This is a genomic window from Agromyces sp. MMS24-K17 (genome assembly GCF_043950245.1).
In the GTDB taxonomy this organism is placed as follows: Bacteria; Actinomycetota; Actinomycetes; order Actinomycetales; family Microbacteriaceae; genus Agromyces.
Map to the genome: position 1 here is coordinate 2227391 of NZ_CP171640.1, position 24641 is coordinate 2252031.

The 24641-nt window shown below is 74.5% G+C and carries 21 protein-coding genes; 13 read left to right on the top strand and 8 right to left on the bottom strand.

The window, feature by feature from the left end:
- Position 1 precedes the first annotated feature (1 nt).
- From ACGGZK_RS10180 to ACGGZK_RS10205, 6 genes are all read right to left on the bottom strand, one after another.
- The gene (locus ACGGZK_RS10180) at positions 2 to 841 is read right to left on the bottom strand and encodes a DUF1684 domain-containing protein (RefSeq protein WP_395242551.1); all 840 of its coding nucleotides are present in this window, start codon (positions 839 to 841) and stop codon (positions 2 to 4) included.
- Between the two features lie 64 nt (positions 842 to 905).
- Positions 906 to 2414: an MFS transporter gene (locus ACGGZK_RS10185; protein WP_395242552.1), complete on the bottom strand. Its 1509-nt coding sequence runs from the start codon at positions 2412 to 2414 to the stop codon at positions 906 to 908.
- A 10-nt stretch (positions 2415 to 2424) separates the two neighbouring features.
- Complete coding sequence (locus ACGGZK_RS10190) at positions 2425 to 3792, bottom strand: M20 family metallopeptidase (protein WP_395242553.1); 1368 nt, start codon at positions 3790 to 3792, stop codon at positions 2425 to 2427.
- A gap of 4 nt (positions 3793 to 3796) precedes the next feature.
- Positions 3797 to 5131: an LLM class flavin-dependent oxidoreductase gene (locus ACGGZK_RS10195; RefSeq protein WP_395242554.1), complete on the bottom strand. Its 1335-nt coding sequence runs from the start codon at positions 5129 to 5131 to the stop codon at positions 3797 to 3799.
- A complete protein-coding gene (locus tag ACGGZK_RS10200; RefSeq protein ID WP_395242555.1) occupies positions 5121 to 6497 on the bottom strand; it encodes an NtaA/DmoA family FMN-dependent monooxygenase in 1377 nt (458 codons plus the stop codon). Before ACGGZK_RS10200 ends, ACGGZK_RS10195 begins: the two co-directional genes overlap by 11 nt.
- Entirely contained in the window at positions 6494 to 7684 is a 1191-nt protein-coding gene (locus ACGGZK_RS10205) for an LLM class flavin-dependent oxidoreductase (protein WP_395242556.1), read from the bottom strand. Before ACGGZK_RS10205 ends, ACGGZK_RS10200 begins: the two co-directional genes overlap by 4 nt.
- 255 nt (positions 7685 to 7939) lie before the next feature.
- Between ACGGZK_RS10205 and ACGGZK_RS10210 the strand changes: the two genes are divergently transcribed.
- From ACGGZK_RS10210 to ACGGZK_RS10240, 7 genes are all read left to right on the top strand, one after another.
- On the top strand, positions 7940 to 9085 hold the full coding sequence (locus ACGGZK_RS10210) for an LLM class flavin-dependent oxidoreductase (protein WP_395242557.1): 1146 nt from the start codon (positions 7940 to 7942) through the stop codon (positions 9083 to 9085).
- Positions 9072 to 9329: a hypothetical protein gene (locus ACGGZK_RS10215; RefSeq protein ID WP_395242558.1), complete on the top strand. Its 258-nt coding sequence runs from the start codon at positions 9072 to 9074 to the stop codon at positions 9327 to 9329. The genes ACGGZK_RS10210 and ACGGZK_RS10215 overlap by 14 nt, the downstream gene beginning before the upstream one ends.
- Positions 9317 to 10327, top strand: a complete 1011-nt coding sequence (locus ACGGZK_RS10220) for an ABC transporter permease (RefSeq protein WP_395242559.1) — start codon at positions 9317 to 9319, stop codon at positions 10325 to 10327. Before ACGGZK_RS10215 ends, ACGGZK_RS10220 begins: the two co-directional genes overlap by 13 nt.
- A complete protein-coding gene (locus ACGGZK_RS10225; protein WP_395242560.1) occupies positions 10324 to 11271 on the top strand; it encodes an ABC transporter permease in 948 nt (315 codons plus the stop codon). The genes ACGGZK_RS10220 and ACGGZK_RS10225 overlap by 4 nt, the downstream gene beginning before the upstream one ends.
- Complete coding sequence (locus ACGGZK_RS10230) at positions 11268 to 13067, top strand: dipeptide ABC transporter ATP-binding protein (RefSeq protein WP_395242561.1); 1800 nt, start codon at positions 11268 to 11270, stop codon at positions 13065 to 13067. Before ACGGZK_RS10225 ends, ACGGZK_RS10230 begins: the two co-directional genes overlap by 4 nt.
- Positions 13068 to 13162: 95 nt before the next feature.
- Positions 13163 to 14779: an ABC transporter substrate-binding protein gene (locus ACGGZK_RS10235; protein WP_395242562.1), complete on the top strand. Its 1617-nt coding sequence runs from the start codon at positions 13163 to 13165 to the stop codon at positions 14777 to 14779.
- 22 nt (positions 14780 to 14801) lie between these two features.
- The gene (locus ACGGZK_RS10240; RefSeq protein WP_395242563.1) at positions 14802 to 16133 is read left to right on the top strand and encodes a M20/M25/M40 family metallo-hydrolase; all 1332 of its coding nucleotides are present in this window, start codon (positions 14802 to 14804) and stop codon (positions 16131 to 16133) included.
- A gap of 52 nt (positions 16134 to 16185) precedes the next feature.
- Here ACGGZK_RS10240 and ACGGZK_RS10245 read toward each other — a convergent pair whose 3' ends face one another.
- Positions 16186 to 17112, bottom strand: a complete 927-nt coding sequence (locus ACGGZK_RS10245; RefSeq protein ID WP_395242564.1) for a Ppx/GppA phosphatase family protein — start codon at positions 17110 to 17112, stop codon at positions 16186 to 16188.
- A gap of 87 nt (positions 17113 to 17199) precedes the next feature.
- Between ACGGZK_RS10245 and ACGGZK_RS10250 the strand changes: the two genes are divergently transcribed.
- From ACGGZK_RS10250 to ACGGZK_RS10275, 6 genes are all read left to right on the top strand, one after another.
- Positions 17200 to 17799, top strand: a complete 600-nt coding sequence (locus ACGGZK_RS10250) for a TetR/AcrR family transcriptional regulator (RefSeq protein WP_395242565.1) — start codon at positions 17200 to 17202, stop codon at positions 17797 to 17799.
- A complete protein-coding gene (locus ACGGZK_RS10255; RefSeq protein WP_395242566.1) occupies positions 17796 to 19076 on the top strand; it encodes an MFS transporter in 1281 nt (426 codons plus the stop codon). The genes ACGGZK_RS10250 and ACGGZK_RS10255 overlap by 4 nt, the downstream gene beginning before the upstream one ends.
- Complete coding sequence (locus ACGGZK_RS10260) at positions 19073 to 20344, top strand: alanine racemase (protein WP_395242567.1); 1272 nt, start codon at positions 19073 to 19075, stop codon at positions 20342 to 20344. Before ACGGZK_RS10255 ends, ACGGZK_RS10260 begins: the two co-directional genes overlap by 4 nt.
- Positions 20341 to 21675 carry a D-arabinono-1,4-lactone oxidase gene (locus ACGGZK_RS10265; RefSeq protein WP_395242568.1) on the top strand — a complete coding sequence of 445 codons (1335 nt, stop codon included), beginning with the start codon at positions 20341 to 20343 and terminating at the stop codon, positions 21673 to 21675. The genes ACGGZK_RS10260 and ACGGZK_RS10265 overlap by 4 nt, the downstream gene beginning before the upstream one ends.
- A gap of 152 nt (positions 21676 to 21827) precedes the next feature.
- Entirely contained in the window at positions 21828 to 22394 is a 567-nt protein-coding gene (locus ACGGZK_RS10270; RefSeq protein ID WP_395242569.1) for a LemA family protein, read from the top strand.
- A gap of 23 nt (positions 22395 to 22417) precedes the next feature.
- Entirely contained in the window at positions 22418 to 23296 is an 879-nt protein-coding gene (locus tag ACGGZK_RS10275; protein WP_395242570.1) for a M48 family metalloprotease, read from the top strand.
- Here ACGGZK_RS10275 and ACGGZK_RS10280 read toward each other — a convergent pair.
- The gene (locus ACGGZK_RS10280) at positions 23293 to 24501 is read right to left on the bottom strand and encodes a winged helix-turn-helix domain-containing protein (protein WP_395242571.1); all 1209 of its coding nucleotides are present in this window, start codon (positions 24499 to 24501) and stop codon (positions 23293 to 23295) included. The two genes, ACGGZK_RS10275 and ACGGZK_RS10280, sit on opposite strands and share 4 nt — an antisense overlap.
- Positions 24502 to 24641 lie beyond the last annotated feature (140 nt).

A 24641-nucleotide genomic window follows, 5' to 3' on the forward strand; every position in this document is an offset into this window, starting at 1 on the left:
TTCAGGCCGCCTGTCGATCGATCGGGGTCTTCTCGCCGGCCTCGATGCCGACGGGCAGCCGGTTCTCGGCCGGGGGCAGCGGGCAGGTCGCGAAGTCGGTGTACGCGCACGGCAGGTTCACCGCGCGGTTGAAGTCGAGCACCACCCGGCCGTCCGCGTCGGGGGCGTCGATGGCGAGGCTGCGGTTCGCCGCGTAGGTCGTGAGGCCGCTGGTCGCGTCGGTGAAGAGCACGAAGAGGCTGCCGGGCGCCTTGCCATTGAACGCCGTGAGCCGGAACGTCTCGCCGCGGAGCACGAACTCGACCTCCCCCGGCGACGCGTACACGTGCTGGAGGCCCTCGACGGCCGCCCCGACGGTCACGTCGCGCGGCTCGGCGAACGGCACGAACCGGCCGGCCGCGAGCCAGCGCGGGTTCGGCACGTAGGTGGGGGTGCCCGCGTACCGGGTGAGGAACGGGAACTCGGGATCGCGCGGGCGGACGATGTCGTTGCCCCCGCGCTTGGCGAGCTCGATCACGAGGCGTCCCGACCGGAGGTCGAGACCCGACCGCTCGGCGAGCACGCCGAACGCGTGGCGTCCCGTGATCACCTCGCCGTCGAGCTCGAGCTGCTCGCCCTCGGCGAGGTCGACGACCGGGCCGGCTTCGCCGGTCGACCAGGCGCCCGGCACGCCGTCGATGCGCTGCGGGGTGCCGTCGAGCCAGTGCAGGCCCGTCACGGCGAGGAAGCCGTGGCCGTCGGCGCGGGCGGTCTCGTGGGCGCGGTGCCATTCCTCCCACTCGCGGGCGAAGGCGGCCCGGTCGATGGCGGAGCGGTCGAGGTCGATGAGCGTGTCGGTCATGTCCGGCATGCTGGCACGCCGCACAGGCCCCGCGGACGTCGTGACGGCACATGTCGCGCGGGCGTCACGGGGCGTCATCGGAGGCTCCGGAACGGGGCGCCGAGGACCCGGCGCACGATCCCGCAGGCGGCGCTTCGTGCGCCGCTGCAGGCGATGCTGCGGGCGGCGCCGCGGACACCAGGCGGCCGGGGCTCCCGACGTCGACGAGCGACACCGCCGCGGCGGCCGCGGCGACCACCGCGAACACGATCGCGGCGCGCACGAACCCCTCGGCGGGGGTCCCAGCCGAGAGGAGCAGCCCCGTGCCGGCGGCGAGGCAGACGGCCGCGGCGAGCCGCTGGCTGAGTTGCATGAACGCGGCGCCGACGCCGGCGCGGTCGGGCGGCGCGTGCTCGAGAGTCAGCGTCTGGTTCGCGGGGATCGCGAGGCCGGAGAGCACGCCGTGCACCGTGCCGACGCCGACCAGGGCGAGGAGCACCAGCGGGATCGACGCCGTCGCGACGAGCGCGGCCTCTACCGCGAGCGCCACGGCGCCCGCTGCGAGCACGATCGTGGTCCCTCGCCGGCCGGCCCGGGTGGCCACGCGCCAGCTCTGCGCCGACCCGATCGCCGTGCCGATGGCACGAGGACCGAGCAGGAGTGCGGCGGCGAACGGGTCGAAGCCGAGCCCGTCGATGAGGAACAGCGTGGTGACGATGCCGATCCCGAGGCCCGACCCGAACAGCAGCGTCGCGACGCCGGTGCCGAGCAGGAACCCGCGCGAGCGGGCGAGCGACCGGTCGAGCACGGCGCCACCGGTCCGCCCTGCACGGCGCTCCCAGAGGATGAAGCCCACCGCGGCGATCGCGGCGCCGACGAGCCACCAGGCCCCGCCCGGCGTGCCGCCGGTGGTCGGCAGCATGAGGCAGAGCGTCGCGGCCACGAGGAGCGCCAGGCCCGGGGCATCCACCCCCTGACGTTTCGCGCCGGGATCCGGCGCTCGTCCGCGGGCGGGCAGGATGACCCAGGCCACCGTGAGCAGCCCGACGGCGAGCGGCGCGGAGAGCAGGAACACGAACCGCCACCCGGCGTCGGGCGGGCTCGCGGCGAGCACCCAGCCGGCGAGGAGCGGTCCGGTCAGCCCGGCGATCGAGCCGGCGGTGGTGTACGCACCGATGGCCTTCGCCCGCGCCGCGCCCGTGAAGCGGTCCTGGAACCAGCCGAGCACCTGCGGGTTCACGAGGCCGGCGCCGAACCCCTGCACAAGCCGCGCGACGATGACGAGCACCGGGTCGCCGGCGGTCGCCGCGAACACCCCGCCGACGCCGAACAGGGCGAGGCCGGTGAGGTAGGGCACCCGCCGGCCGAACAGGTCGCCGATGCGCCCGCCCGGCACGAGCGCCAGGCCGAACGCGAGCGAGTATCCGGCGACCAGCCACTGCACCTGGGCCGGGTCGGCGCCGAGGTCGTCCCGCAGCCCCGGCACCGCGTACGAGAACACCGCCTGGTCGAGCAGCGTCGTGAACGCGGTGGCGACGCCGATCGCGAGCACGCGGCCGTCGAGTCGGGCCGCCTCGGTCGACGCGCCCGTCATGCGGTCGGACTCACGCGAAGGTGCCCTCGACGTCGAGCGGCCCGCCCTGCTCGGCGAACGCCGTGCGGACCTCGGCGAGCAGCGCCGCGTCGACGAGCAGGTCGGCCGCCGTCGCCGCGAGCCCGTACGCGGCGTCCGCGGCGGCGCCGATCGCTTCGGGGGAGCCGGCGGCCTCCGCGAACTCGCGCGTGTGCAGGGCGATGCCCGGCGGTGCCACGGCGACCACCGGGTGGAGTCCCGGCAGGCGGACGCTGACGTTGCCGAAGTCGGTCGAGGCGCTCGCGCCGGTCGGCAGGTCGGCGGCGCGTCGCACCGTGCGGCCGCGCTCGCGCTGCGAGAGTGCCCAGCGCTCCGCGAGCGGGCGGTTGTGCCGGATGGGCAGGCTGAACGGCTGCGGATCCCAGCGCACCTCGACGCCGGTGCCCGTCGCGAGGGCGATGCCGTGCGCGATGTCGTCGACGCGCGCCGACAGCTCGCTCAGGCTCTCGGTCGTCTCGGAGCGGACGTAGTACTCGAGCTCGGCGTGCTCGGGCACCACGTTCGGGCGGTCGCCGCCGTCGACGACGACGCCGTGGATGCGGTCGCCGGGCACGAGGTGCTGGCGCAGCAGCCCGACGGCCTGGTAGTTCAGCGCGACCGCGTCGAGCGCGTTGCGCCCCTGGAAGGGCGCGGCGGCGGCGTGCGCCGCCACGCCCCGGTAGGCCACGCGCACGATGCGCCGGCCGATGAAGCTCGGGTCGGCCACGTCGGCGTCGAACGGATGCGCCATCAGCGCGGCGTCGACCCCTTCGAACGCGCCGGCGCGCGCCAGGAGCTCCTTGCCGTTGCCGCCCTCCTCGGCGGGCGTGCCGATGAGCAGCACCCGGCCCGGAACGGTCGCCGGATCGGCGCGGCGCGCGGTGGCGAGCGCGAGGAACGCGCCCACCGCCGACGCGGCGATGAGGTGATGCCCGCAGGCGTGCCCGATGCCGGGCAGCGCGTCGTACTCGGCGAGGAGGGCGACGGTCGGGCCGTCGGCGTCGCTCCCCGGGAGATCGGCGACGAACGCCGTCGGCAGGCCGTGCACGCCGACCGCGACGGGTACGCCGGCACCCTCGAGCACGTCCACGATCGCCGCGACGCTCCCCGTCTCGGCGAACCCGGGTTCGGCGAGGGCGAAGATGCGGGCGGCGAGCCGGGCGAGGTCCGGCGCGGACGCGTCGACCGACTCGGCGAGCGCACGCCGGAGCGCCGCGGGAGCGCCGGCGTGCGCCGACGTGATGGGCGCGGCGAGCGAGGCCCTCCGCGCCGCATCCCGCGCGAGCTCATCGAGGTAGCGGGAGCTCGGCGTGGTCGGGGCGGCCCCGAGGCGCACGCCGTGCGCGGCGGCCGTGGTCACCGCGTCACGCCCGGGCGAGGGCCGCGTCGGCGGCGTCGGTGACGGGCGCGGTCGCGGATCCGGACTCGCCGTCGACGCCTGCGGCGCGCGACGCATCCGAGGCGTCCGACGCATCCGCCGTCGGCCCCGCGTGGCGCGTGGCATCCGCCCGCCACGCCTCGGCCAGGAGCCGGTACGACGCGACGCGCCGCTCGTGGTCGTGCGTGATCGTCGTGACCAGCAGCTCGTCGGCGCCGGTCACGCGCTGCAGCGTCTCGAGCTGCGCGACGACCTTCGCGGGGGAGCCGACGAACCGGGTGTCGAGGCGGTCCTGCACCGCGGCGCGCTCGGCGTCGCCGAGCAGGTCGTGGCCGATCGCGTCCTCCGGCGACGGGTACGCCACGGCGCCGCGACCCTCGCGGATCGACAGCACCCACTCGGCGTACCCGGCCGCGAGCCGCGTCGCCTCGTCGTCGGTCTCGCCGACGACGACGTCGACCGACACGATCGTGTGCGGCCGGGCGAGCTCCGCCGACGGTTGGAAGTGCGTGCGGTACTCGGCGAGCGCCTCGAGCACCCCGCCCGGGGCGACGTGGTAGTTGGCGCCGAAGCGGAGGCCGAGCCGGCCGGCGAGCCGGGCGCTCTCACCCGCGCTGGAGCCGTGCACCCAGAGCTCCACGTCGGAGCCCTCGGCGGGCAGCACCGTCACGGGGATGCCGTCGCCGACGTACCCGCCCGCGAGGAACGCCCGCAGGTCGTCGACGTCGTCGGCGAACCGGCCGCCGTCGCCGGCGGTGCGCCCGAGGAGCCGCGCGTGCAGCGCGAAGCGGGCCCGGTCGAACCGGAAGGGGCGCGCGGGCGGGATCACCAGCCCGTCGACGATCGCGTTCGGTGCGCCGATCGGGGGCTCGGTGGCGGGGGTGGCGACCGGAGCCGCCGCGACGCCCGCGGCGTCTGCGGCGCCCGGCCCGCCCGCGGCATCCGACGGCGGGAAGCCCGACCGGCCCAGCCCGAGGTCGACTCGGCCGGGCCAGATCGACGCGACCGTGCCGAACGCCTCCGCCACCTGCAGCGGCTCGTAGTTGCCGAGGATCGTAGCTGCAGTGCCGACCCGGATCCGCGACGTCGACGCGGCGAGGATGCCGAGGAGGGTGTGCGGCGCCGAACCCGCGACGCCCGGGTTCAGGTGGTGCTCGGCCAGCCAGTAGCGGGCGTAGCCGAACTCCTCGGCACGGCGGGCGAGGTCGATCGTGCGGCGCAGCGCCTCACCCGAGTCGGATCCGGCCGAGACGGGCACCAGGTCGAGGATCGACAGCGGCACCCGCCGCCCCGTCGCGCGCACGCCCGGCTCAGCCGACACGTCGCACCCCCTCGGCGTCGGCCGCGTCGCGCGGTTCGGGGAGCCCGAGGTTCCGGCGCAGGGTCGCGCCGGGCTCGTACTCGGTGCGGTACACGCCGCGCTCCTGCAGCTCGGGCACGACGCGGTCGACGAACTCGTCGAGCCCGTGCGGCGAGGTCGTGCCGACGACGACGAAGCCGTCGGTCGCGCGCTCCTGCACGTACCGGTCGATCTCGGCGGCGATGTGCGACGGGGTGCCGACGAACGACTGGCGCCCCGAGATGCGGATGACGAGCTCGCGGATGCTGAGCGACTCGGCCTCGGCCTGCTCGCGCCACGCGGTGGCGACCTGCTGGGCGTTGGGGAACCGGGCGGCCCAGCCCTTCGCGACGGCGCCCTCGGGGTCGGGATCGAAGTCGGGCAGCGGGCCGTCGGGGTCGCGGTCGGAGAGGTCGGTGCCCCACACCTGCTCGAGCACGGCGATCGCGGTCTGCGGCCCGACCTGCGCGAGCGCCGTCTCGCGGGCGCGCTCCTCGGCCTCGGCGGCGGTGTCGCCGATCGAGAACGTCACGGCGGGCAGGATCTTCAGCGAGTCCTCGGTGCGGCCCCACCCGGCGAGCCGGCCCTTGACGTCGGCGTAGAACGACTTCGCGTCCTCGAACTCGCTGTGCCGGGAGAAGATCACCTCGGCGTGCTCGGAGGCGAAGTCGCGGCCGTCGGCCGAGTCGCCGGCCTGCACGATCACGGGATAGCGCTGCGGGCTGCGCGGCACGTTGAAGCGGCCCGACACGTCGAACTGCGGGCCTCGGTGCGTCACCGTCTCGATCGCGTCGTCCGCGAGGAAGCGCCCGCTCTCGCGGTCGGCCACGATCGCGTCGGCCGACCAGGAGTCCCAGAACTCCTTCGCCAGCGCGACGAACTCGTTCGCCCGGTGGTACCGGTCGCCGTGGTCGAGGAACCCGCCGCGGCGGAAGTTGGCGCCGTGGAATGCGTCGGAGCTGGTGACCACGTTCCAGCCGGCGCGGCCGCCCGACAGGTGGTCGAGGGTCGCGAGCTGGCGCGCGAGCTCGTAGGGCTCGTTGAACGTCGAGCTCAGCGTGCCGACGACGCCGACGTGCTCGGTGACCGCGGCGATCGCGGCGAGGATGGCGAGGGTGTTGGGCCGGCCCACGACGTCGAGGTCGTGGATGCGCCCCTTGTGCTCGCGCAGGCGCAGGCCCTCGGCGAGGAACACGTAGTCGAACCGGCCCCGCTCGGCGTTGCGGGCGAAGTGCTCGAACGCGCGGAAGTCGATCTGGCTGCGGTGCAGCGGGTCCGACCAGATGGTGGTGTTGTTCACGCCCGGGAAGTGGGCGGCCAGGTGCACCTGGCGCTTCGGCGTGGTCATGCGGCGACCTCCTCGTGGCTGTGGCGGTTGGTGGGGCGTTCGAAGCCGAGGCGCTCGCGGAGCGTGCGGCCCGGGGCATCCGGCCGGTCGAGCCCGGGGACCACCCAGTCGGCGATCTGCTCGAGGTCGCGCGGCAGGCGCGCCGGGCGCAGCCGCACGCCGTCGTAGCCGGCGTCGCCCCACGCGGCGATCAGCTCGAGCAGCTGCTCGGGCGTGCCGGCGAAGACGAGGGCGTCGGATGCCACGGGCGCGCCGTGCTGCTCGTCGAGGCGGTCGAGCGCCGCACGGGCGGCCGCCTCGGTGGACTCGAGCACGACGAGCACGTCGCCGATGATCGAGAGCGGGCGGCCGGTGCGTCCGGTGCGCGCCTCGGCGTCGCGGACCTCGGCGAGGATCGACCGGGCGCCCGCGTCGTCGTGCGGGGTGACGAACACGAGGTCGGCGCTCGTCGCGGCGAACTCGTAGGGGATCGTCTGGTGCGCGAGGGCGGCGATCAGGGGCTGGCCCTGCGGCGACCGAGGCACGATCGAGGCGCCGGTCACCGAGAACCACTCGCCCTCGAACTCGGCGCCGTGGATGCGGTCGCGGTCGATGAACCGGCCGGTCGCCTCGTCGCGGATGATCGCGTCGTCCTGCCAGCTGTCCCAGAGCCGGCGCACGACCTCGACGACGTCGGTGGCCTCGCCGAACAGCTCGCGGACGAGCGCGGAGTCGCCGCGGCGCACGGCCTCGGCATCGAACGGCGGGATGACCCGGCGGCCGAAGTGCTTCGCCTCGTGCGGCGAGCTCGACACCTGGGGGCGCCACCCGGCACGACCGCGGCTCGCGAAGTCGAGGGTCTGCAGCCCGGTCGCGACGTGGAACGGCTCGGTGTGGGTCGTGGTCACGGTCGGCACCAGGCCGATCCGGCTCGTCGCCGGGGCGACGAACGAGGCGATGAGGAGGGCGTCGAGCCGGCCGCGCACCTCGTCGGTGCGGGTGTCGTCCGCGCCGAAGGGCCGGGTCTGCAGGCCGAGCGAGTCCTCGATCGTGAGCAGGTCGACGTCGGCGCGCTCGGCGAGCTGCGCGAGCGAACGCCAGTAGCCGGCGGTGGACAGCTCGGCCGGTCGGGCCGACGGATCGCGCCAGGCGGCGGGGTGCCAGCCGGCCCCGTCGAGGGCGACGGCGATGGTGGGTCGTCGAGTCATGACGGCCACCTTCCGGGGCGTCCGGGCGGTCCGCAAGGCACCTCGTCACGCGCCGCCGCAAACGCAACACGCCTTCATCGACCGGTCGGCGCGGGCGTCACGGAGCGTCTCCGTGGAGACGCCGGCGACGTCATCCCGCGACCTGCGTCGCAACCGTCGTTCACGTGGGGTCACGCTTCGCGACACGGCTTGGCGGCCCTGTCGGGAACCCCCGACAGTGGGCGCAGACGCCCAACGACCGAAGCGAGGTACCCCGTGACGTCGACCACCGACACCCTCCCGACGAGGGAGACCGCCCCCGGCGCGGACACCACCGCCGCGGGCGAGCGCCGCCCGCGGCTGCGCACCATCGCCTTCCTCACGCCGGGCAACTACGACGACGACCGGCCCGAGGTCGGCCTCGAGGAGACGCTGCGCCTGTTCGAGTACGGCGAGCGCCTCGGCTTCGACGGCGCGTGGGTGCGCCAGCGGCACCTCGAGCACGGCGTCTCGTCGGCGGCGGTGTTCCTCGCCGCCGCGTCGCAGCGCACCTCGCGCATCCGCCTCGGCGTCGGCGTGATCCCGATCGGCTACGAGAGCCCGTTCCGCCTCGCCGAGGACCTCTCGACCGCCGACGTGCTGTCGGGCGGACGCCTCGAGGTCGGCGTGAGTGCCGGCCGCCCGCCGCACGTCGAGCTCATCGGCGAGCGCGTGTTCGACGGCGACTGGACCGGCCAGGACTTCTCCTACGCCCGCATCGAGCGGCTGCTCGGCAACCTCGAGGGCGCGTACCTCGGCGGGCCCGACACGGTGATCCACTCGCCGGGCAACGTCCAGCGTCCCCGGCTCCAGCCCTACAGCCCGGGCCTGCGCGGGCGGGTCTGGTACGGCGCGGGGTCGCCCGCCTCCGCCGCCTGGGCCGGCGAGCACGGACTGGGCCTGCTGACGGGCAACATCGTCACGGGCGACCCCGAGGGCGCGTCCTCCTTCGCGGGCGTGCAGTCGCGCGTGCTCGAGCAGTACCGACGCAGCTTCCGCGGCGACGGCGGGCCGCGGGTGGCGCTCGGCCGCGTCATCGTGCCGACCGACGGCGCCGACCGGGCGACGCGCGCACGGTACGAGGACTACCGGGCGAGCCGCCACGAGCGCACCCTGGCGCCGCACGGGGAGCGAGGCATCCGCTTCGCCCCCGACCTCGTCGGCAGCTCGGAGCAGATCCTCGAGCAGCTGCTCGCCGACCCCGTCGTGGCCGACGTGACCGACCTGCGGCTCGAGCTGCCCTACGAGTTCTCGATCGACGACTACCGGCAGATCCTCGACGACGTGGTCACGCGCATCGCACCGGAGCTGGGCTGGACGCCCGGCGCCGCGCCAGCCCCGGCCGCGCGACCGCAGGGCGGTGGCGACGATGCGCAGCGCTGACCTGCTGCCCGCGTTCGGGATGAGCGCCCACTGGGCGCCCGCCGTGCTCGCGGCCGCGGCGGCGTGCTCCGACGTCGTGCTCCCGGTCGTCGCCCCGGAACCGGCCGTCGCCGAGCCCGCCGGCCGCCGCGGCACGACCGCCGCCCGCCGGGGGGCGCCCACCGGCGGCCTGAGCGAGCGCCGCGTGCGCGTCGCGTTCCGCCGCATCGTCCGCCGCCTCGAGGCGGACGGATGGCCCGCCTGATGCTGCGCTACACGGGGGTGCGCCTGCTGCAGGCCGTCGGCGTGCTGTGGGCGGCCTACACGGTCTCGTTCCTCGTGCTCTACGCGCTGCCCGGCGACCCGGTGTCGCTGCTGGCCGGCGCCGACGCGAACGACCTCAGCCCGGAGCAGCTCGACGCGCTCCGCGCCCAGTACGGCCTCGACCGGCCGCTGGTCGTGCAGTACCTCGACCAGCTCGCGGCCGTGCTGCGCGGCGACCTGGGCACCTCGCTCGTGAACGGGCGCCCGGTGTCGGAGATCATCGGCGAGGCCCTGCCGCCGACGCTCGCGATCTCGGGGGCGGCGCTCCTGCTCGCGCTCGTGTTCGGTGCGGGGCTCGCGATCGCCGCGAACCTCACCCGGCACCGCTGGCTCGCGAACGTGCTGCTCGGCCTGCCGCCGCTCGGCGTCGCCGTGCCCGCGTTCTGGCTCGGGCTCATGCTCCTCCAGTGGTTCTCGTTCACGATCCCGGTGTTCCCGGCGGTCGGCGACCGCGGGTTCGCGTCGATCGTGCTCCCGGCGATCACGCTCGCCGTGCCGACCGGTGCGATGATCGCCCAGCTCCTCTCGAAGGGCATCGCCTCGACCCTCGCCGAGCCGTACGTCGACACCGCGTGGGCGAAGGGCGCCACGCGTGCCCGCGTGCACCTCGGCCACGCGCTGAAGAACGCCGCGTTGCCGGCGCTCACCGTCACGGGCCTGATCGTCGGGCAACTGCTGTCGGGCACCGTGGTGACCGAGACCGTGTTCTCGCGGCCCGGCATCGGCCGGGTCACCGCGAGCGCCGTGCAGCAGCAGGACGTGCCCGTCGTGCAGGGCGTGGTGCTGTTCGCCGCGACCGCGTTCGTGGTCGCGAACCTCGCCGTCGACCTGGTGTACCCCGCACTCGATCCGCGCATCCTCGGAGCGCGCCAGGTCCGGCGACGCCGCGCCGCAGCCACGCCGGCGCTCGCGCCCGTCGCGACGGGGGAGGCCGCATGAGCGACACCACCGCGCTCGTCCCCGAGCGCCACGAGCAGTCGCAGGACGTCTTCGCCGCGACCGCCGGTGCCCGGTTCGCCGACGCGGTCCGCAGCCGCTCCGCCGGCGCGGCGCGTCGCGCCGGCCACCGCGTGGCGTGGGTGCTGCGCCGGCCCACCCTCGTCGTCGCCGTCGTCTGGCTGCTGCTCGTGGTCGTCGCGGCGGTCGCGCCGTGGGTGCTCGCCCCCGGCGACCCCCTCGACGGCGTGCCGGCCGACCGGCTGCAGGCCCCGTCGGCCGCGCACTGGTTCGGTACCGACCAACTCGGGCGCGACCTCTACACCCGGGTCGTGCACGGCGCCTCGCTGACGGTCTCGGCCGCGGCCATCGCCGTGACCGTCGGCCTCGTGTTCGGCACCCTGCTGGGCCTCGTCGCCGGGTTCGTCGGCCGCTGGGTCGACGACGCCGTGATGCGGCTCGCCGACGTGCTGCTCGCGATCCCCGCGCTGCTCCTGTCGCTCGCGATCGTCACCGCCCTCGGCTTCGGCACGGTGAACGTCGCCGTCGCGGTCGGCTTCGCCGGCATCGCGACCGTGTCGCGCATCTCGCGGTCGGAGGTGCTGCGGGTGCGCACCTCGCTCTTCGTGGATGCGGCCCGAGCCGCGGGCAACCGCTGGGGCCGCACCCTGTTCCACCACGTGCTGCCGAACTCCGTCGGCCCGGTCCTCGTGCTCGCGGTGCTGGAGTTCGCGGGCGCCATCCTCGCGGTCTCGGCGCTGTCGTTCCTCGGGTACGGCGCCCAGCCGCCGACGCCCGAGTGGGGCGCGCTGGTGTCGGGCGGACGCGACTACCTCCGCACCGCGTGGTGGCTCACGACGCTCCCCGGCCTCGTGATCGTCGTCACCGTGCTGTCCGCCAACCGGGTCTCGCGAGCCCTCGACGTCGAAGGGAGGCGCACCCGATGAGCGCCGCCGATGCCACGCCCGCCACCGATGCCACGCCCCGGGCCGCCGATGGCACCGAGCCGCTGCTGGTCATCGACCGGCTCGCCGTCCGCTACCGCACCGCCGACGGCGGCGTCATCGACGGCGTCCGCGAGGCCTCCCTCGAGGTGGCCGCGGGCGAGACGGTCGCGATCGTCGGTGAGTCCGGGTCGGGCAAGTCGACGACCGCGCACGCGATCGTGCAACTCCTGCCCGCATCCGCCTCGATCGCCGGCGGGGCCGTCCGATTCCGCGGCCGCGACCTGGCGAGGGCCGGCCGGGCGGAGCTGCGGGGCATCCGCGGCCGGTCGATCGGGTTCGTGCCGCAGGACCCGACGGTCAGCCTCAACCCGGTGCGTCGCGTCGGCGACCAGGTCGCCGAGGTGCTGCGCATCCACGGGCTCGCAGACCGCCGCACCGCCGCGCTGCGCGCCGTCGACGCGCTCGCCGAGGCCGGCCTGCCCGAGCCGGAGGCCACCGCCGCGAGGTACCCGCACGAGCTCTCGGGCGGGATGCGCCAGCGCGTCCTCATCGCGATCGCGATCATCGCGCGCCCGGCCCTGCTCATCGCCGACGAGCCCACGAGCGCGCTCGACGTGACCGTGCAGCGCCACATCCTCGACCGCATCGACCGCCTGAAGCAGGAGCTCGGCACGAGCGTGCTGCTCATCACCCACGACCTCGGCGTCGCCGCCGATCGCGCCGACCGCATCGTCGTGATGTCGCAGGGCGAGGTCGTCGAGTCGGGCACGCCGGCCGAGGTGCTCGGCGCCCCGACGCATCCGTACACCCGCGCCCTGATCCGGGCCGCGCCGAGCCTCGACGGACGGCGGGCGGATGCCACGGCCGAGTCGGTCGACGAGGCGGATGCCCCGGATGCCCCGCCGCGGGTCCGGCCGGCCGTCGTGGTGACCGGCCGCCCCGGTGACCCGTTCGGCGAGCGGCCGACCGGCGACGGCGGGTTCGCCCCCGGCGGCCCGAGCGTGCTGTCGGCGCACGGGCTGGTCAAGGACTTCCCGGTCGCACGCGCGGCCGGCGGCGGCGTGCAGCGCGCCGTCGACGGGGTGAGCTTCGCGATCCCGCGCGGCCGCACCCTCGCGCTCGTGGGGGAGTCCGGGTCGGGGAAGTCGACGACGGCGCGCCTCGCGCTGCGGCTCGCTGACCCGACCGAGGGGCGCATCGAGTTCGACGGCGTCGACATCACCGGCCTGCGGGGTGGCGCGCTGCGGCAGTTCCGGCGGCGCGCGCAGCTCGTGCACCAGAATCCGTACGCCTCGCTCAACCCCCGCCTGCCGATCGAGCGGATCGTCGCCGACCCGCTCGAGGCCTTCGGCCTCGGCACCCGCGCCGACCGCCGACGGCGGGTCGCCGAGCTCATCGACGTCGTCGCGCTGCCGCGCACGGTGCTCGGGCGACGTCCGGCGGAGCTCTCGGGCGGGCAGCGCCAGCGGGTCGCGATCGCCCGGGCGCTCACGGTCGCGCCCGAGCTGCTCGTGCTCGACGAGCCGGTCTCCGCGCTCGACGTGTCGATCCAGGACCAGGTGCTCACGCTGCTCGCCGACATCCAGGCCGAGTTCGGCGTGAGCTACCTGTTCATCTCGCACGACCTGGCGGTCGTGCGCCGGATCGCCCACGAGGTCGCCGTCATGCGCACCGGCCGCGTCGTCGAGGCGGGGGAGACCGTCGAGGTCTTCCGCGCTCCGCGCGACGCGTACACCCGCGAGCTGCTCGACGCGATCCCCGGGCGTTCCGCGCGGACCGGGACGGCCCCGGCCTGACGGCTCCGCCGACCCGCCGCGACCATCACCACCACTCCCACCGACCACCATCCGACCCGGGCCGTCCGGCCCGCCCATCCCACCAGGAGCACCGCATGTCCTTCCTCCGTCCCGCCGCGCTCGCGGCCGCCACGGCGGCCGCGGCCCTCGTCCTCGCCGGCTGCGCCGGTGCCGACGAGGCCGCCGCCCCGACCACCGACGCCGTCACCGAGGGCGGCGACCTCGTCTTCGCCATCGGCAACGACCCGGTCTCGCTGAACCCGTCGGGCACCGGTTCCGGCAACGACACGCTGTACGTCACCCGCCAGCTCGTCGACTCGCTGCTGTACCAGGACCCGGAGACCGGCGGCCTCGAGCCGTGGCTCGCCACCGACTGGTCGAGCAACGCCGACGCGACGGTCTTCACGTTCGACCTCCGCGACGACGTGACCTTCTCCGACGGCACGCCGTTCACGCCCGAGGACGTCAAGGGCACGCTCGACGACGTCATCGCCGCGGGGGCGCAGAGCCCCGGCGCGCCCCTCCTCATCGGGTACGAGGAGACCGTCGTGGTCGACGAGGACACCGTCGAGGTGCACTTCGCCACCCCGAACGCCGCCTTCCCGGCCGGGGCCGCGACCGTGTCGCTCGGCATCGTCGCGGAGTCCACTCGCGCGACGCCGTTCGAGCAGCGCGCCGACGGGAAGGCCGTCGTCGGCAGCGGGCCGTTCACGCTGGGCGAGTACACGAAGGACGTCGAGACCGTCCTCGAGCGCCGGGACGACTACGCCTGGGGTCCGGCCTCCCTCGGCAACGACGGCGCCGCGCACCTCGACACCGTCACCTTCCAGGTCGTGCCCGAGGCGGGCGTGCGCACCGGCAGCCTCACCTCGGGGCAGGTCGACGTGATCGGCGGTGTCCAGCCGAACGACGTGCAGGTCATCGAGGACGGCGGCTTCCCGATCGTGTCCCGCGGCAACCCGGGAGCGACCTTCGGCGTCTACTTCAACGAGTCGCGCCCGATCGTGGCCGACCTCGACGTGCGCCGGGCGATCGCCGCGGCGATCGACCCCGAGCTCGTGCGCGACACCGCGCTGAACGACCTCTTCGCCGTCGCCACCAGCTCGCTCGCCGCGACCACGCCCGGCTTCGCCGACCAGGGCGACGCCTACGCGTACGACCCCGAGGAGGCCGCCGACCTGCTCGACGGCGCCGGCTGGACGCTGGGCGACGACGGCATCCGCGCGAAGGACGGCCAGCGCCTCTCGCTCGACCTGGCCTGGATCACGAACTTCGGCCCGAACCAGACCTCGCTCGAGCTCATCCAGCAGGAGCTGAAGGACGTCGGCGTCGAGGTGAACCTCGTCGGCGGGGCGGTGCCCGAGTTCCTGAAGCTGCAGGAGGCCGGCGACTTCGACCTGTCGTGGCAGAACCTCTCCCGCGCCGACGGCGACGTGCTGCGGACCACCTACTCGATCGCGGCGACCAACCGCCTGCACCTCGACGACCCCGAGCTGGAGTCGCTCCTGCAGGAGCAGGCCGCCACGGCCGACCCGGCCGCCCGCAACGAGGTGCTCGCCGAGGCGCAGGCCCGCATCGCCGAGCAGGTGCACCAGGTGCCGGTGCACGAGCTGACCTCGATCCTCGGCACGCAGGAGACCGTGCACGGCATCACGTTCGGGGCGGACTCGCGCCTCGACTCGCTCGTCGGCGCGTGGAAGGCCGCCGGCTAGTCCGGCGGAGGAGGATCGACGCATGGGCGAACGCATCCCGCCGGCCGGCTCGGCGCTCGAGGCGGAGGCGCTCCGGTTCATCCGGGACCTGATCCGCATCGAGAGCGTGAACACCGGCGATCTCGAGACCGTCGGCGACGGCGAGGCGCGTGCCGCCCGCTACGTCCGGGATGCGCTCGAGGAGGTCGGCTACGAGACGACCTACCTCGAGTCGCATCCCGGGCGCGGCAACGTGTTCGCGCGGCTGCGCGGCGCCGACCCGGCCCGCGGCGCGCTCGTCGTGCACGCGCACCTCGACGTCGTGCCGGTCGACGGCCAGGACTGGACCCGCCCGCCGTTCGGCGCCGAGATCGACGAGGGCCTCCTCTACGGGCGCGGCGCCGTCGACATGAAGAACTTCGCCGGGGTGATCCTGGCGGTCGCGCGGGCGTTCCGGCAGGAGGGCGTGGTGCCCGCGCGCGACCTCGTGTTCGCGTTCTTCGCCGACGAGGAGGCGGGCGGTGTCTGGGGTGCCCGCTGGGTGGTCGAGCACCATCCCGAGGTCTTCGCCGGGGCCACCGAGGCGCTGAGCGAGGTCGGCGGGTTCTCGGTGCCGCTCGGCGAGACGCGTCGGGCCTACCTCGTCGCGACGGCCGAGAAGGGCGTCGCGTGGGTCGGGCTGCGCGCCACCGGACGCCCGGGGCACGGGTCGCGGCCGACGGCGGACAACACCGTGGTGCGGGTGGCCGGCGCGGTCGCCCGGATCGGCGCGCACCGGTTCCCGGTGACGCGGACGCCCGCGGTCGCGGAGCTCCTCGAGCGCTTCGGCGAGGCATCCGGTATCGCCTTCGACGACGAGCGGATCGACGAGCAGCTCGCAGCCCTCGGCTTCACGGGCGACCTGATCGGCGCGTCGCTCCGCGACACCGTCTCGCCGACGGTGCTCACGGCGGGCTCGAAGACGAACGTGATCCCGGCGCTCGCCGAGGCCGCGCTCGACGTGCGCATCCTGCCCGGGCACGTGGACGAGGTGCGGGCCGAGCTCGACGCGCTCGCCGGCCCGGGCGTCGAGGTCGACTTCGGCCGCTGGATCCCGCCGATCGACGCCGACCCGGCGGCGCCGCTCGTCGGCGTGCTACAGGACGCGATCGCCGGCGAGGACCCCGACGGGGTCGTCGTGCCGTACCTGCTCCCGGCGAGCACCGACAACAAGCACCTCTCGCGGCTGGGCATCGCCGGCTACGGGTTCGTGCCGCTGCGGGTGCCCGACGGGTTCGACGTGTTCGGCCAGTTCCACACGGCCGACGAGCACATCCCCGTCGAGAGCCTGTACTTCTCGGCGCGGGTCACCGCGGAGGTCCTGCGCCGGGCGTAGGGCGCCGACCCGACCCGGGCCGGCGCTCCGCGCACTCGGCCCGCGCCCGCGTTCAGCCCAGGTGGTCGAGCCGCCGCAGGATCAGCCCCTCGCGCAGCGCCCAGGGCGACACCTCGAGCTCGGCCACCTTGAACGCCCGCATCGCCTCGCTGAGCACGACGGCGCCCGCGACGATCTGGAACGTGCGGTCGGTCGTGATGCCCGGCAGCGCCGGGCGCGCGTCGGCGGGGATGCGAGCCAGGCGCGGGGTCCAGTCGTCGAGGCCCTTCAGCGTGAGCACGGCGCGCTCGGATGCTCCGGGGCCCTCGCCGACCGTGCCGGCGAGACGGGCGAGCGAGCGGATCGTCTTCGACGAGCCCACGATGTGATCGGCGCGCGGCTTCAGCGGGAAGTCGCGCACGACGTCGGCGAGCACCTCGCGGGCGTGCGCGCGCAGCCGGGCGACCTGCGCGTCGGTGGGCGGGTCGTCGGGCAGGAACTCGATGGTCGAGCGGCCGGCGCCGAGCGGCACCGAGAGCGCGACGTCGGGCTCCTCGTCGAGGCCCTGCGCGATCTCGAGCGAGCCGCCGCCGATGTCGAAGAGCAGGATGCGGTCGGCCGACCAGCCGTACCAGCGCCGCACGGCGAGGAACGTCAGCCGCGCTTCATCCTCGCCCGAGAGCACCTGGAGCTCGACGCCGGTCTCGCGGGTGATGCGGGCGAGCACCTCCTCGCCGTTGGCCGCTTCGCGGATCGCCGAGGTCGCGAAGGGGAGGAGCTCCTCGATGCCGTCGGCGCGGGCCGCGTCCACGGCGGTGCCGATCGCGTCGAGGATGCCCTGCACGCCGGCCTCGCCGATCGAGCCGTCGGGTTCGAGGTACCGCATGAGCCGCAGCACGGCCTTGTGGGAGGCGGCCGGGATCGGCCGCGCGCCGGGGTGGGCGTCGACGACGAGGAGGTGGACGGTGTTCGATCCGACGTCGAGGACTCCGAGGCGCATGATGCGAGGCTAGCGGCGTTCGTGCATAATGATGCGACTGGGACGAATGTCCCACTTCCAGATGGCGACGGCGCGAAGGGAGCACCGATGAGTCGCATCCCCGCCGCCGAGCGCCGTGCCGCGCTCGTGGAGGCCGCCATCCGCGTGGTCGCCCGCGAGGGCATCGCGCACGCCACCACGCGCGCGATCGTGGCCGAGGCCGAGATGAGCCTGGCCAGCTTCCACTACGCGTTCGAGTCGCGCGACGAGCTCATCGACGAGGTCATCCGCACCGTCGTGGCCCGCGAGCAGCAGGCCGTCGTCCCCGACGCGATCGACGGCGACGAGGACCTGCGCGCCATCCTCGAGGCGGGCCTCCTGCGCTACCTCGAGCACCTGCGCGCCGAACCCGCGCGCGAGCTCGCGATGCTCGAGCTCACCCTCTACGCGCTGCGCTCGCCCGAGCGGTACCCGCTCGCCGTGATGCAGTACGCGCGCTACACCGAACTCGCCGCCGAGGCGCTCGAGGTCGCCGCCCAGGCGGCCGGCGCGCGCTGGCTCCTGCCCGTGCGCGACGTCGCGCGCACCCTCGTGGCGTTCACCGACGGACTCACCACCACCTGGCTCGTCGACCGCGACGAGGAGGCGGCCCGCCGGGTCGTCGTCGCGGCCGCCGATGCCCTCTCGAGAATGGCGGAACCCGCATGACCGACGTCGACGCCGAGCGCTCCGAGGTCGCCCCGACGACCGGCGCGTTCGCCGAGCCCGTGCGGAAGGTGGGCGCCGGCTGGATCGCCGCGTTCGCGACCGCGTGGTTCGGCATCTGGATGGCCCAGCTCGCGCCCGTCCAGCTCCTCCTGCCCGCCCAGATCGACGCGGTGCTGCACCCCGAGCACTGGACCGACAGCGTGCTCGCCTTCGGCGTGGTCTCCGGCATCGCCGCGGTCGCCACGATCATCGCCTACCCGCTCACCGGCGCGCTGAGCGACCGCACCACCTCCCGGTTCGGCCGCCGCCGCCCGTGGATCGCCGTCGGCGCGGTGCTCTTCGCGATCTCGCTCGTCGCGCTCGGCTTCCAGCACGACATCCTCGCGATCGGCGCCTGCTGGGTCGCCGCGACCATCGGCTTCTGCGTCATGACGGCCGCGCTGACCGCGACGATCTCCGACCAGGTCCCCGTCGACCAGCGCGGCTTCGTCTCCGGGTGGATGTCGGCGCCGCAGGCGGTGGGCATCATCGTCGGACTCGTCGTGGTCACCATGCTCGTCACCGGCCAGGAGGCCGGCTACGCGGTGCTCGCCGTCGCCCTCGTCGTGCTGGCCCTGCCGTTCCTCGCCCGGCCCGACCGCCCGCTCGCCGTCGCCGAGCGCGCCCGCGTCACCGCCAGGGGCATCCTCGGCAGCCTGTGGATCAGCCCGCGGCAGTACCCCGACTTCGGGTGGACGCTGCTGAGCCGCATCCTCGTGTCGGTCGGCAACGCGCTCGGCACCAGCCTGCTGCTGTACTTCCTGATGTTCCAGCTCGACGACGCGCACGCCGAGGACGACCTGCTCGTCCTGACCGCCATCTACATGGTGTTCGTCATCATCGCCTCGCTCGTGCTCGGCCGGCTCAGCGACCGCACCGGCCGCCGCCGTGCGTTCGTGCTCGTCGCGTCGGTGCTGCAGGCGGTCGCCGCGCTGCTGCTGGCGTTCGTGCCCGACCTGACGGCGGCGATGGTCGCGGCCGGCATCCTCGGCCTCGGGTACGGATGCTTCCTCTCGGTCGACCAGGCGCTCGCCACGCAGGTGCTGCCCGACCCGGCCGCGCGCGGCAAGGACCTGGGCATCATGAACATCGCCACCGCCGTGCCGCAGGCCCTCGGCCCGCTGATCGGCGCCGCCGCGGTCCTGATGACCGGCTCGTTCACGCTCGTGTTCGTGCTGTCGGCGCTGTGCGCGCTCGGCGGCGCCGCGGCCGTGGCGAAGGTGCGGGGCGTCCGATGAGCGCGCTCGACCTCGCCCGGCCCGCCACGGGCGCGCGCACCGGCATCCTCGAGCGGGCCGCGGCCGAGCCCTGGCGCGACCCCGCCGCCTACTGGGGTGGGATGACCCGCGCCACCGCCGACCTCGACGCCCCCGTCGGCGCCCTCCACCTCGGCGCGCTCCGGCACAACGCCGCCGACCTCGTGCGCCGCGCGAACGGCACCCCGATCCGCGTCGCGTCGAAGTCGATCCGCGTGCGCGGCGTCATCGAGGCGCTGCTCGCCCTGCCCGGCTACCGCGGCGTCCTGGCGTACACGCTCGCCGAGGCGATCTGGCTGGCCGACACCGTCGACGACCTCGTCGTGGGCTACCCGACCGCGGAACGCGGCAGCATCCGCCGCCTCGCCACCGACACGGCGCTCGCCTCGCGCATCACGCTCATGATCGACTCGCCCGACCAGCTCGACCTCGTCGACTCGGTGCTGCCGCCCGAGCGGCGCGAGGAGATCCGCGTCTGCCTCGAGCTCGACGCCTCGTGGAAGGCGCCCGTGCTCGGCCACCTCGGCGTGCGCCGCTCGCCCGTGCACCAGCCCGAGCAGGCGGCCGCGCTCGCCGAGTACGTGCTCGCCCGGCCCGGCTTCCGCCTCGTCGGCATGATGTCGTACGAGGCGCAGATCGCGGGCGTCGTGAACCGCCCCGCGGGCCGCCCCGTCGAGGGCGCCGTCAACCGGTGGATGCAGGGGAGGTCGATGCCCGAGCTCCTCGAGCGCCGGGCGAGCGCCGTCGCCGCGGTGCGCCGCATCGCCGACCTCGAGTTCGTCAACGGCGGCGGCACGGGATCGCTCGAGGCCACCTCGGCCGACCCGTCGGTGACCGAGATCGGCGCCGGCAGCGGCATCCTCGGCGGCCACCTGTTCGACGGCTACGCCCACTTCACGCCCGCGCCCGCCGCCGCGTTCGCACTCGACGTGGTGCGGTCGCCCGGGCCCGAGTACCGCACCGTGCTCGGCGGCGGGTGGATCGCGTCCGGCCCGCCGCAGCCCGACCGGCTGCCGCGCATCGTCTGGCCCGAGGGGCTGCACTACCAGCCCCGCGAGGCCGCCGGCGAGGTGCAGACGCCGCTGAGCGGCGCCGCCGTGACGCGGATGCGCGCCGGCGACCGGGTCTGGTTCCGCCACACGAAGTCCGGCGAGCTCGCCGAGCACCTGAACGCGTTCGCCCTCGTCGACGGCGACCGCGTGATCGACGAGATCCCCACCTACCGGGGAGAGGGGAAGGCGTTCCTGTGACCACGAACGGAGCCGCCTGGCGCAACTGGGGTCGCACCGAGCAGGTGCGGCCGAAGCGCATCGAGCGACCCACGAGCGCCGAGGCCGTGCGGCAGGCGGTCACGACCGCGGCGGGCGAGGGCCTGCGGGTCAAGCCCGTCGGCGCCGGCCACAGCTTCACCGGCATCGCCGTCGCGCCCGACGTGCAGCTCGACCTCACCGGGCTCGCGGGCGTCGTCGACGACTCGGAGGCCTCGGCCGGACGCCTGGCGCTCGCCGCCGGCACCCGCCTGCACCGGCTCCCCGAGCTGTTCGAGCCCTACGGCCTCGCGCTCCAGAACATGGGCGACATCGACCGGCAGACGATCTCGGGTGCGACCTCGACCGGCACGCACGGCACCGGCCTGGCCTTCGGCGGCCTCGCGACCCAGATCGTCGCGGCCCGCCTCGTCACCGGTGAGGGCGAGCTGATCCGCGTCGCGCCCGACGAGCGGCCCGAGTTGCTGCCCGCGGTGCGGCTCGGACTCGGAGCCCTCGGCGTGCTGGTGGATGTCACGCTCCAGCTCGTGCCGCGGTTCCTGCTGCACGCCGTCGAGCGGCCCGAGCCCCTCGAGGAGGTCCTCGACGGCTGGATGGACCGCGTCCGCGGCGCGGACCACTTCGAGTTCTACTGGTTCCCGCACACGACGACCGCGCTGACGAAGACGAACACCCGCCTGCCCGGCGACGCCGAGCGACGTCCGCTCGGCCGCGTCTCCCGCTGGATCGACGACGAGCTGCTCGCGAACGGCGTCTACCGGATGGTGTGCGGCCTCGACCGCGCCTTCCCGGCGCTCACGCCCGCCTTCGCGAACCTGGCCGACAAGCTGACCGGCGACCGCGAGTTCACGGATGCCTCGCCGTCGGTGTTCGTGACGAACCGGTCGGTGCGGTTCCGCGAGATGGAGTACGCGATCCCGCTCGCCGAGGTGCCCGAGGCGCTCCGCGAGGTGCGCGCCCTCATCGACGCCCGCGGCTGGCGCATCGGCTTCCCGATCGAGGTGCGGGCCGCAGCTCCCGACGAGAACTGGCTGTCGACGGCCTACGGCCGCGAGACCGGGTACATCGCCGTGCACCGGTACTTCCGCGAGGACCCGACCGAGTACTTCGCCGGGGTCGAGGCCATCATGCGCGCCCACGGCGGGCGCCCGCACTGGGGCAAGATGCACGCCCGCACCGACGACGACCTCCGCGAGGCGTACCCGCGGTTCGACGACTTCCTGCGCGTGCGCGACGAGCTCGACCCGGCTGGCGTCTTCCAGAACCCGTACCTCGAGCGGGTGCTCGGCACCCCGGTCGGCGTCCGTGGCTGAGGGGCCGGCGGAGGTACCGCCTGAGCGGTGCCCGTGCGGAGGCTGTGGGGTTCCCGCGCTTCCTCCGAGTCGCATGGGAAACGCACAGGCCTCGGGGTACGCGTCGGTAGGATGAGGACACCGTCCGGAACCCCAAGAGGAGCGTCCCTGCCATGGAATGGCTGATTCCCGTCATCATCGTCGTCGTCCTCGCGGCGATCGTCGGCATCTACCTCTGGGCGACCTACAACTCGCTGGTCACGCTGAACGTCCGCGTCGACGAGGCGTGGAGCGACATCACGGTGCAGCTGAAGCGCCGTGCCGACCTCATCCCGAACCTCATCGAGGCGGTCAAGGGCTACGCGTCGCACGAGAAGGCGGTCTTCGAGAACGTCACGCGTGCGCGCGCCGAGACGCTCCAGGCGCAGGGCCCGGCCGACGCGTCGGCGGCGGAGAACCACATGCAGCAGGCGCTGAAGTCGATCTTCGCGGTCGCCGAGGCGTACCCGCAGCTGCAGGCCAGCCAGAACTTCCTGCAGCTGCAGTCCGAGCTGGTCGACACCGAGGACAAGATCCAGGCCTCGCGCCGGTTCTACAACGGCGGCGTCCGCGAGCTCAACACGAAGATCAAGGTGTTCCCGAACACGCTGTTCGTGCGGGGCCTCGGCTTCCACGAGCGAGAGTTCTTCGAGGTCACCGACAACGCGGCGATCGCCGAGCCGCCGCGCGTGCAGTTCTGACCGCGGAGCGCTGACTTCCCCCGATGTACCGCGCGATCGCCAAGAACAAGCGCAACACCGTCTTCACGATCCTGTTCTTCCTGCTGATCATCGGCGGGCTCGGCTGGCTGGCCGCCTACGTGTACCAGTCGCTCGGGATCTTCATCCTGACGATCGTGATCGCGAGCGCGTACGCGCTGATCCAGTACTTCACCGCCGACCGGCAGGCCCTCGCCATGTCGGGTGCGGTCGAGATCACGAGCAAGGCCGACCATCCGCGACTGTGGCGCACGGTAGAGAACCTCGCGATCACGACCGGCACGCCGATGCCGCGCGTGTTCGTGGTCTCCGACCCCGCGCCGAACGCCTTCGCCACGGGCCGCGACCCGCAGCACGCGGTGGTCGCGGCGACCACCGGCCTCCTCGAGATCATGGACGACACCGAGCTCGAGGGCGTCATGGCGCATGAGCTCGGCCACGTGCGCAACTACGACATCCGCCTCTCGATGGTCGTGTTCGGCCTGGTCGTCGCGGTCGGCTTCATCAGCGACATGCTCGTGCGCATGGCGTTCTTCGGTGGCAACCGCAACAGCAACGGCAACCCCGTGGTGCTGATCTTCGGCCTGGTCGCGATGCTGGTCGCGCCACTGGTCGCGAGCCTCGTGCAGCTCGCCATCTCGCGCCAGCGCGAGTACCTGGCGGATGCCACGGGCGCGATGACGACCCGGCACCCCGAGGGCCTCGCCCGGGCGCTCCTGAAGCTCGAGGCCTATGGCCGGCCGATGCAGCGGCAGAACTCCTCGATGGCGCACCTGTGGATCGCCGACCCGCTGAAGCCGGGGGTCGTCGACCGCCTGTTCGCCACCCACCCGCCCATCGCCGAGCGCGTGGAGCGCCTCGAGAAGATGGGGCGCAGCTTCTAGCCCCGCGCGAGCTCGCTCGCGAGCGCCGGCGCCAGGTCGCCGCGACCCGTCACCGCGACCTCGTCGAGCCCCTGCCAGGCGGCCGCCCGGCGCAGCACCGGCACGAGCCGTGCGGCGGTCTCGTCGGGCGCGCCCGGCTCGGTCCACGCCGACTGCACGCGCAGGACGCCGGCCTTGCGGTCGCTCTTGAGGTCGACCCGGCCGACGACGCGATCGTCGACGAGCAGCGGCAGCGAGTAGTACCCGTACTTGCGGTCGGCCTCGGGCGTGTAGATCTCGATGCGGTAGTGGAAGTCGAAGAGCCGCTCGGTGCGCGGCCGGAACCAGACCACGGGGTCGAAGGGCGACAGCAGCGCGGTCGCGTCGACCCGCCGCGGACGGCGGGCGTCGCGGTGCAGGTACGCCGGCGTCGGTCGGGCCCCGGTCGTCCACCCGGGCACGGTGACCTCGATGAGGGTGCCCGCGTCGACGAGATCGGCGATCGCAGGCTTCGCGTCGACCCCCTTCAACCGCCAGTAGTCGCCCAGGTCGGCCGCGGTCGCGATGCCGAGGGCGGAGGCCGCGAGACCGACGAGCTCGCGCACGGCGTCGGCCCGGTCGGGTTCGACACCGAGCAATCCGGCGGGCAGCGCCTGCTCGGGCAGGGCGTACACGCGCTCGAAGCGGCGCCGCTCGATGCAGACGACCTCGCCGGTGCGGAGCATCCACTCGAGGGTGCGCTTCACGTCGGACCAGCCCCACCACGGGCCGCGCCGCTCGTTCGCGTCGTGCTCGATCTCGCTCGCCCGCATCGGGCCGTTCGCGGTGAGCTCGGCCACGAGGAACTCGGCGAGGTGCCGGTTCTCGGCGACCCACCCGCCCCAGGCGTGGCCCTTGCGGTGGTAGTCGTCGCGGCGGAAGCCGAACAGCGGCCAGAGCTCGCGCGGGATGAACGCGGCCTCGTGCGCCCAGTACTCGACCGTTCGCCCGCGGCGGCCCGTCGTCAGGCGGTCGAGGGCGGCGCGATCGTACGCGCCGACCCGGCTGAAGGCGGGCAGGTAGTGGCTGCGCTCGAACACGTTGACCGAGTCGATCTGCAGCAGCGACAACCGGTCGAGCACGCCCGCGACCTGGCGGGTGCCCGCGGCGGGAGGCAGCGGGCGGCCGAAGCCCTGGGCGGCGAGGGCGATGCGGCGCGCGAGCGCCGGACTGACGGTGTCGGACATCGCTCCGACCGTACCGGCAGGGTGCGACATCCGACCGCAGGTCGCGCGACCGCCGCTCCGCAGGGGCCTCCTGCGCCCGCCGCCGCCGTCGCGCCCGCCCGCCGGCGTCGCGCCCGCCCGAAGCATGCCGCTCGCCGTAT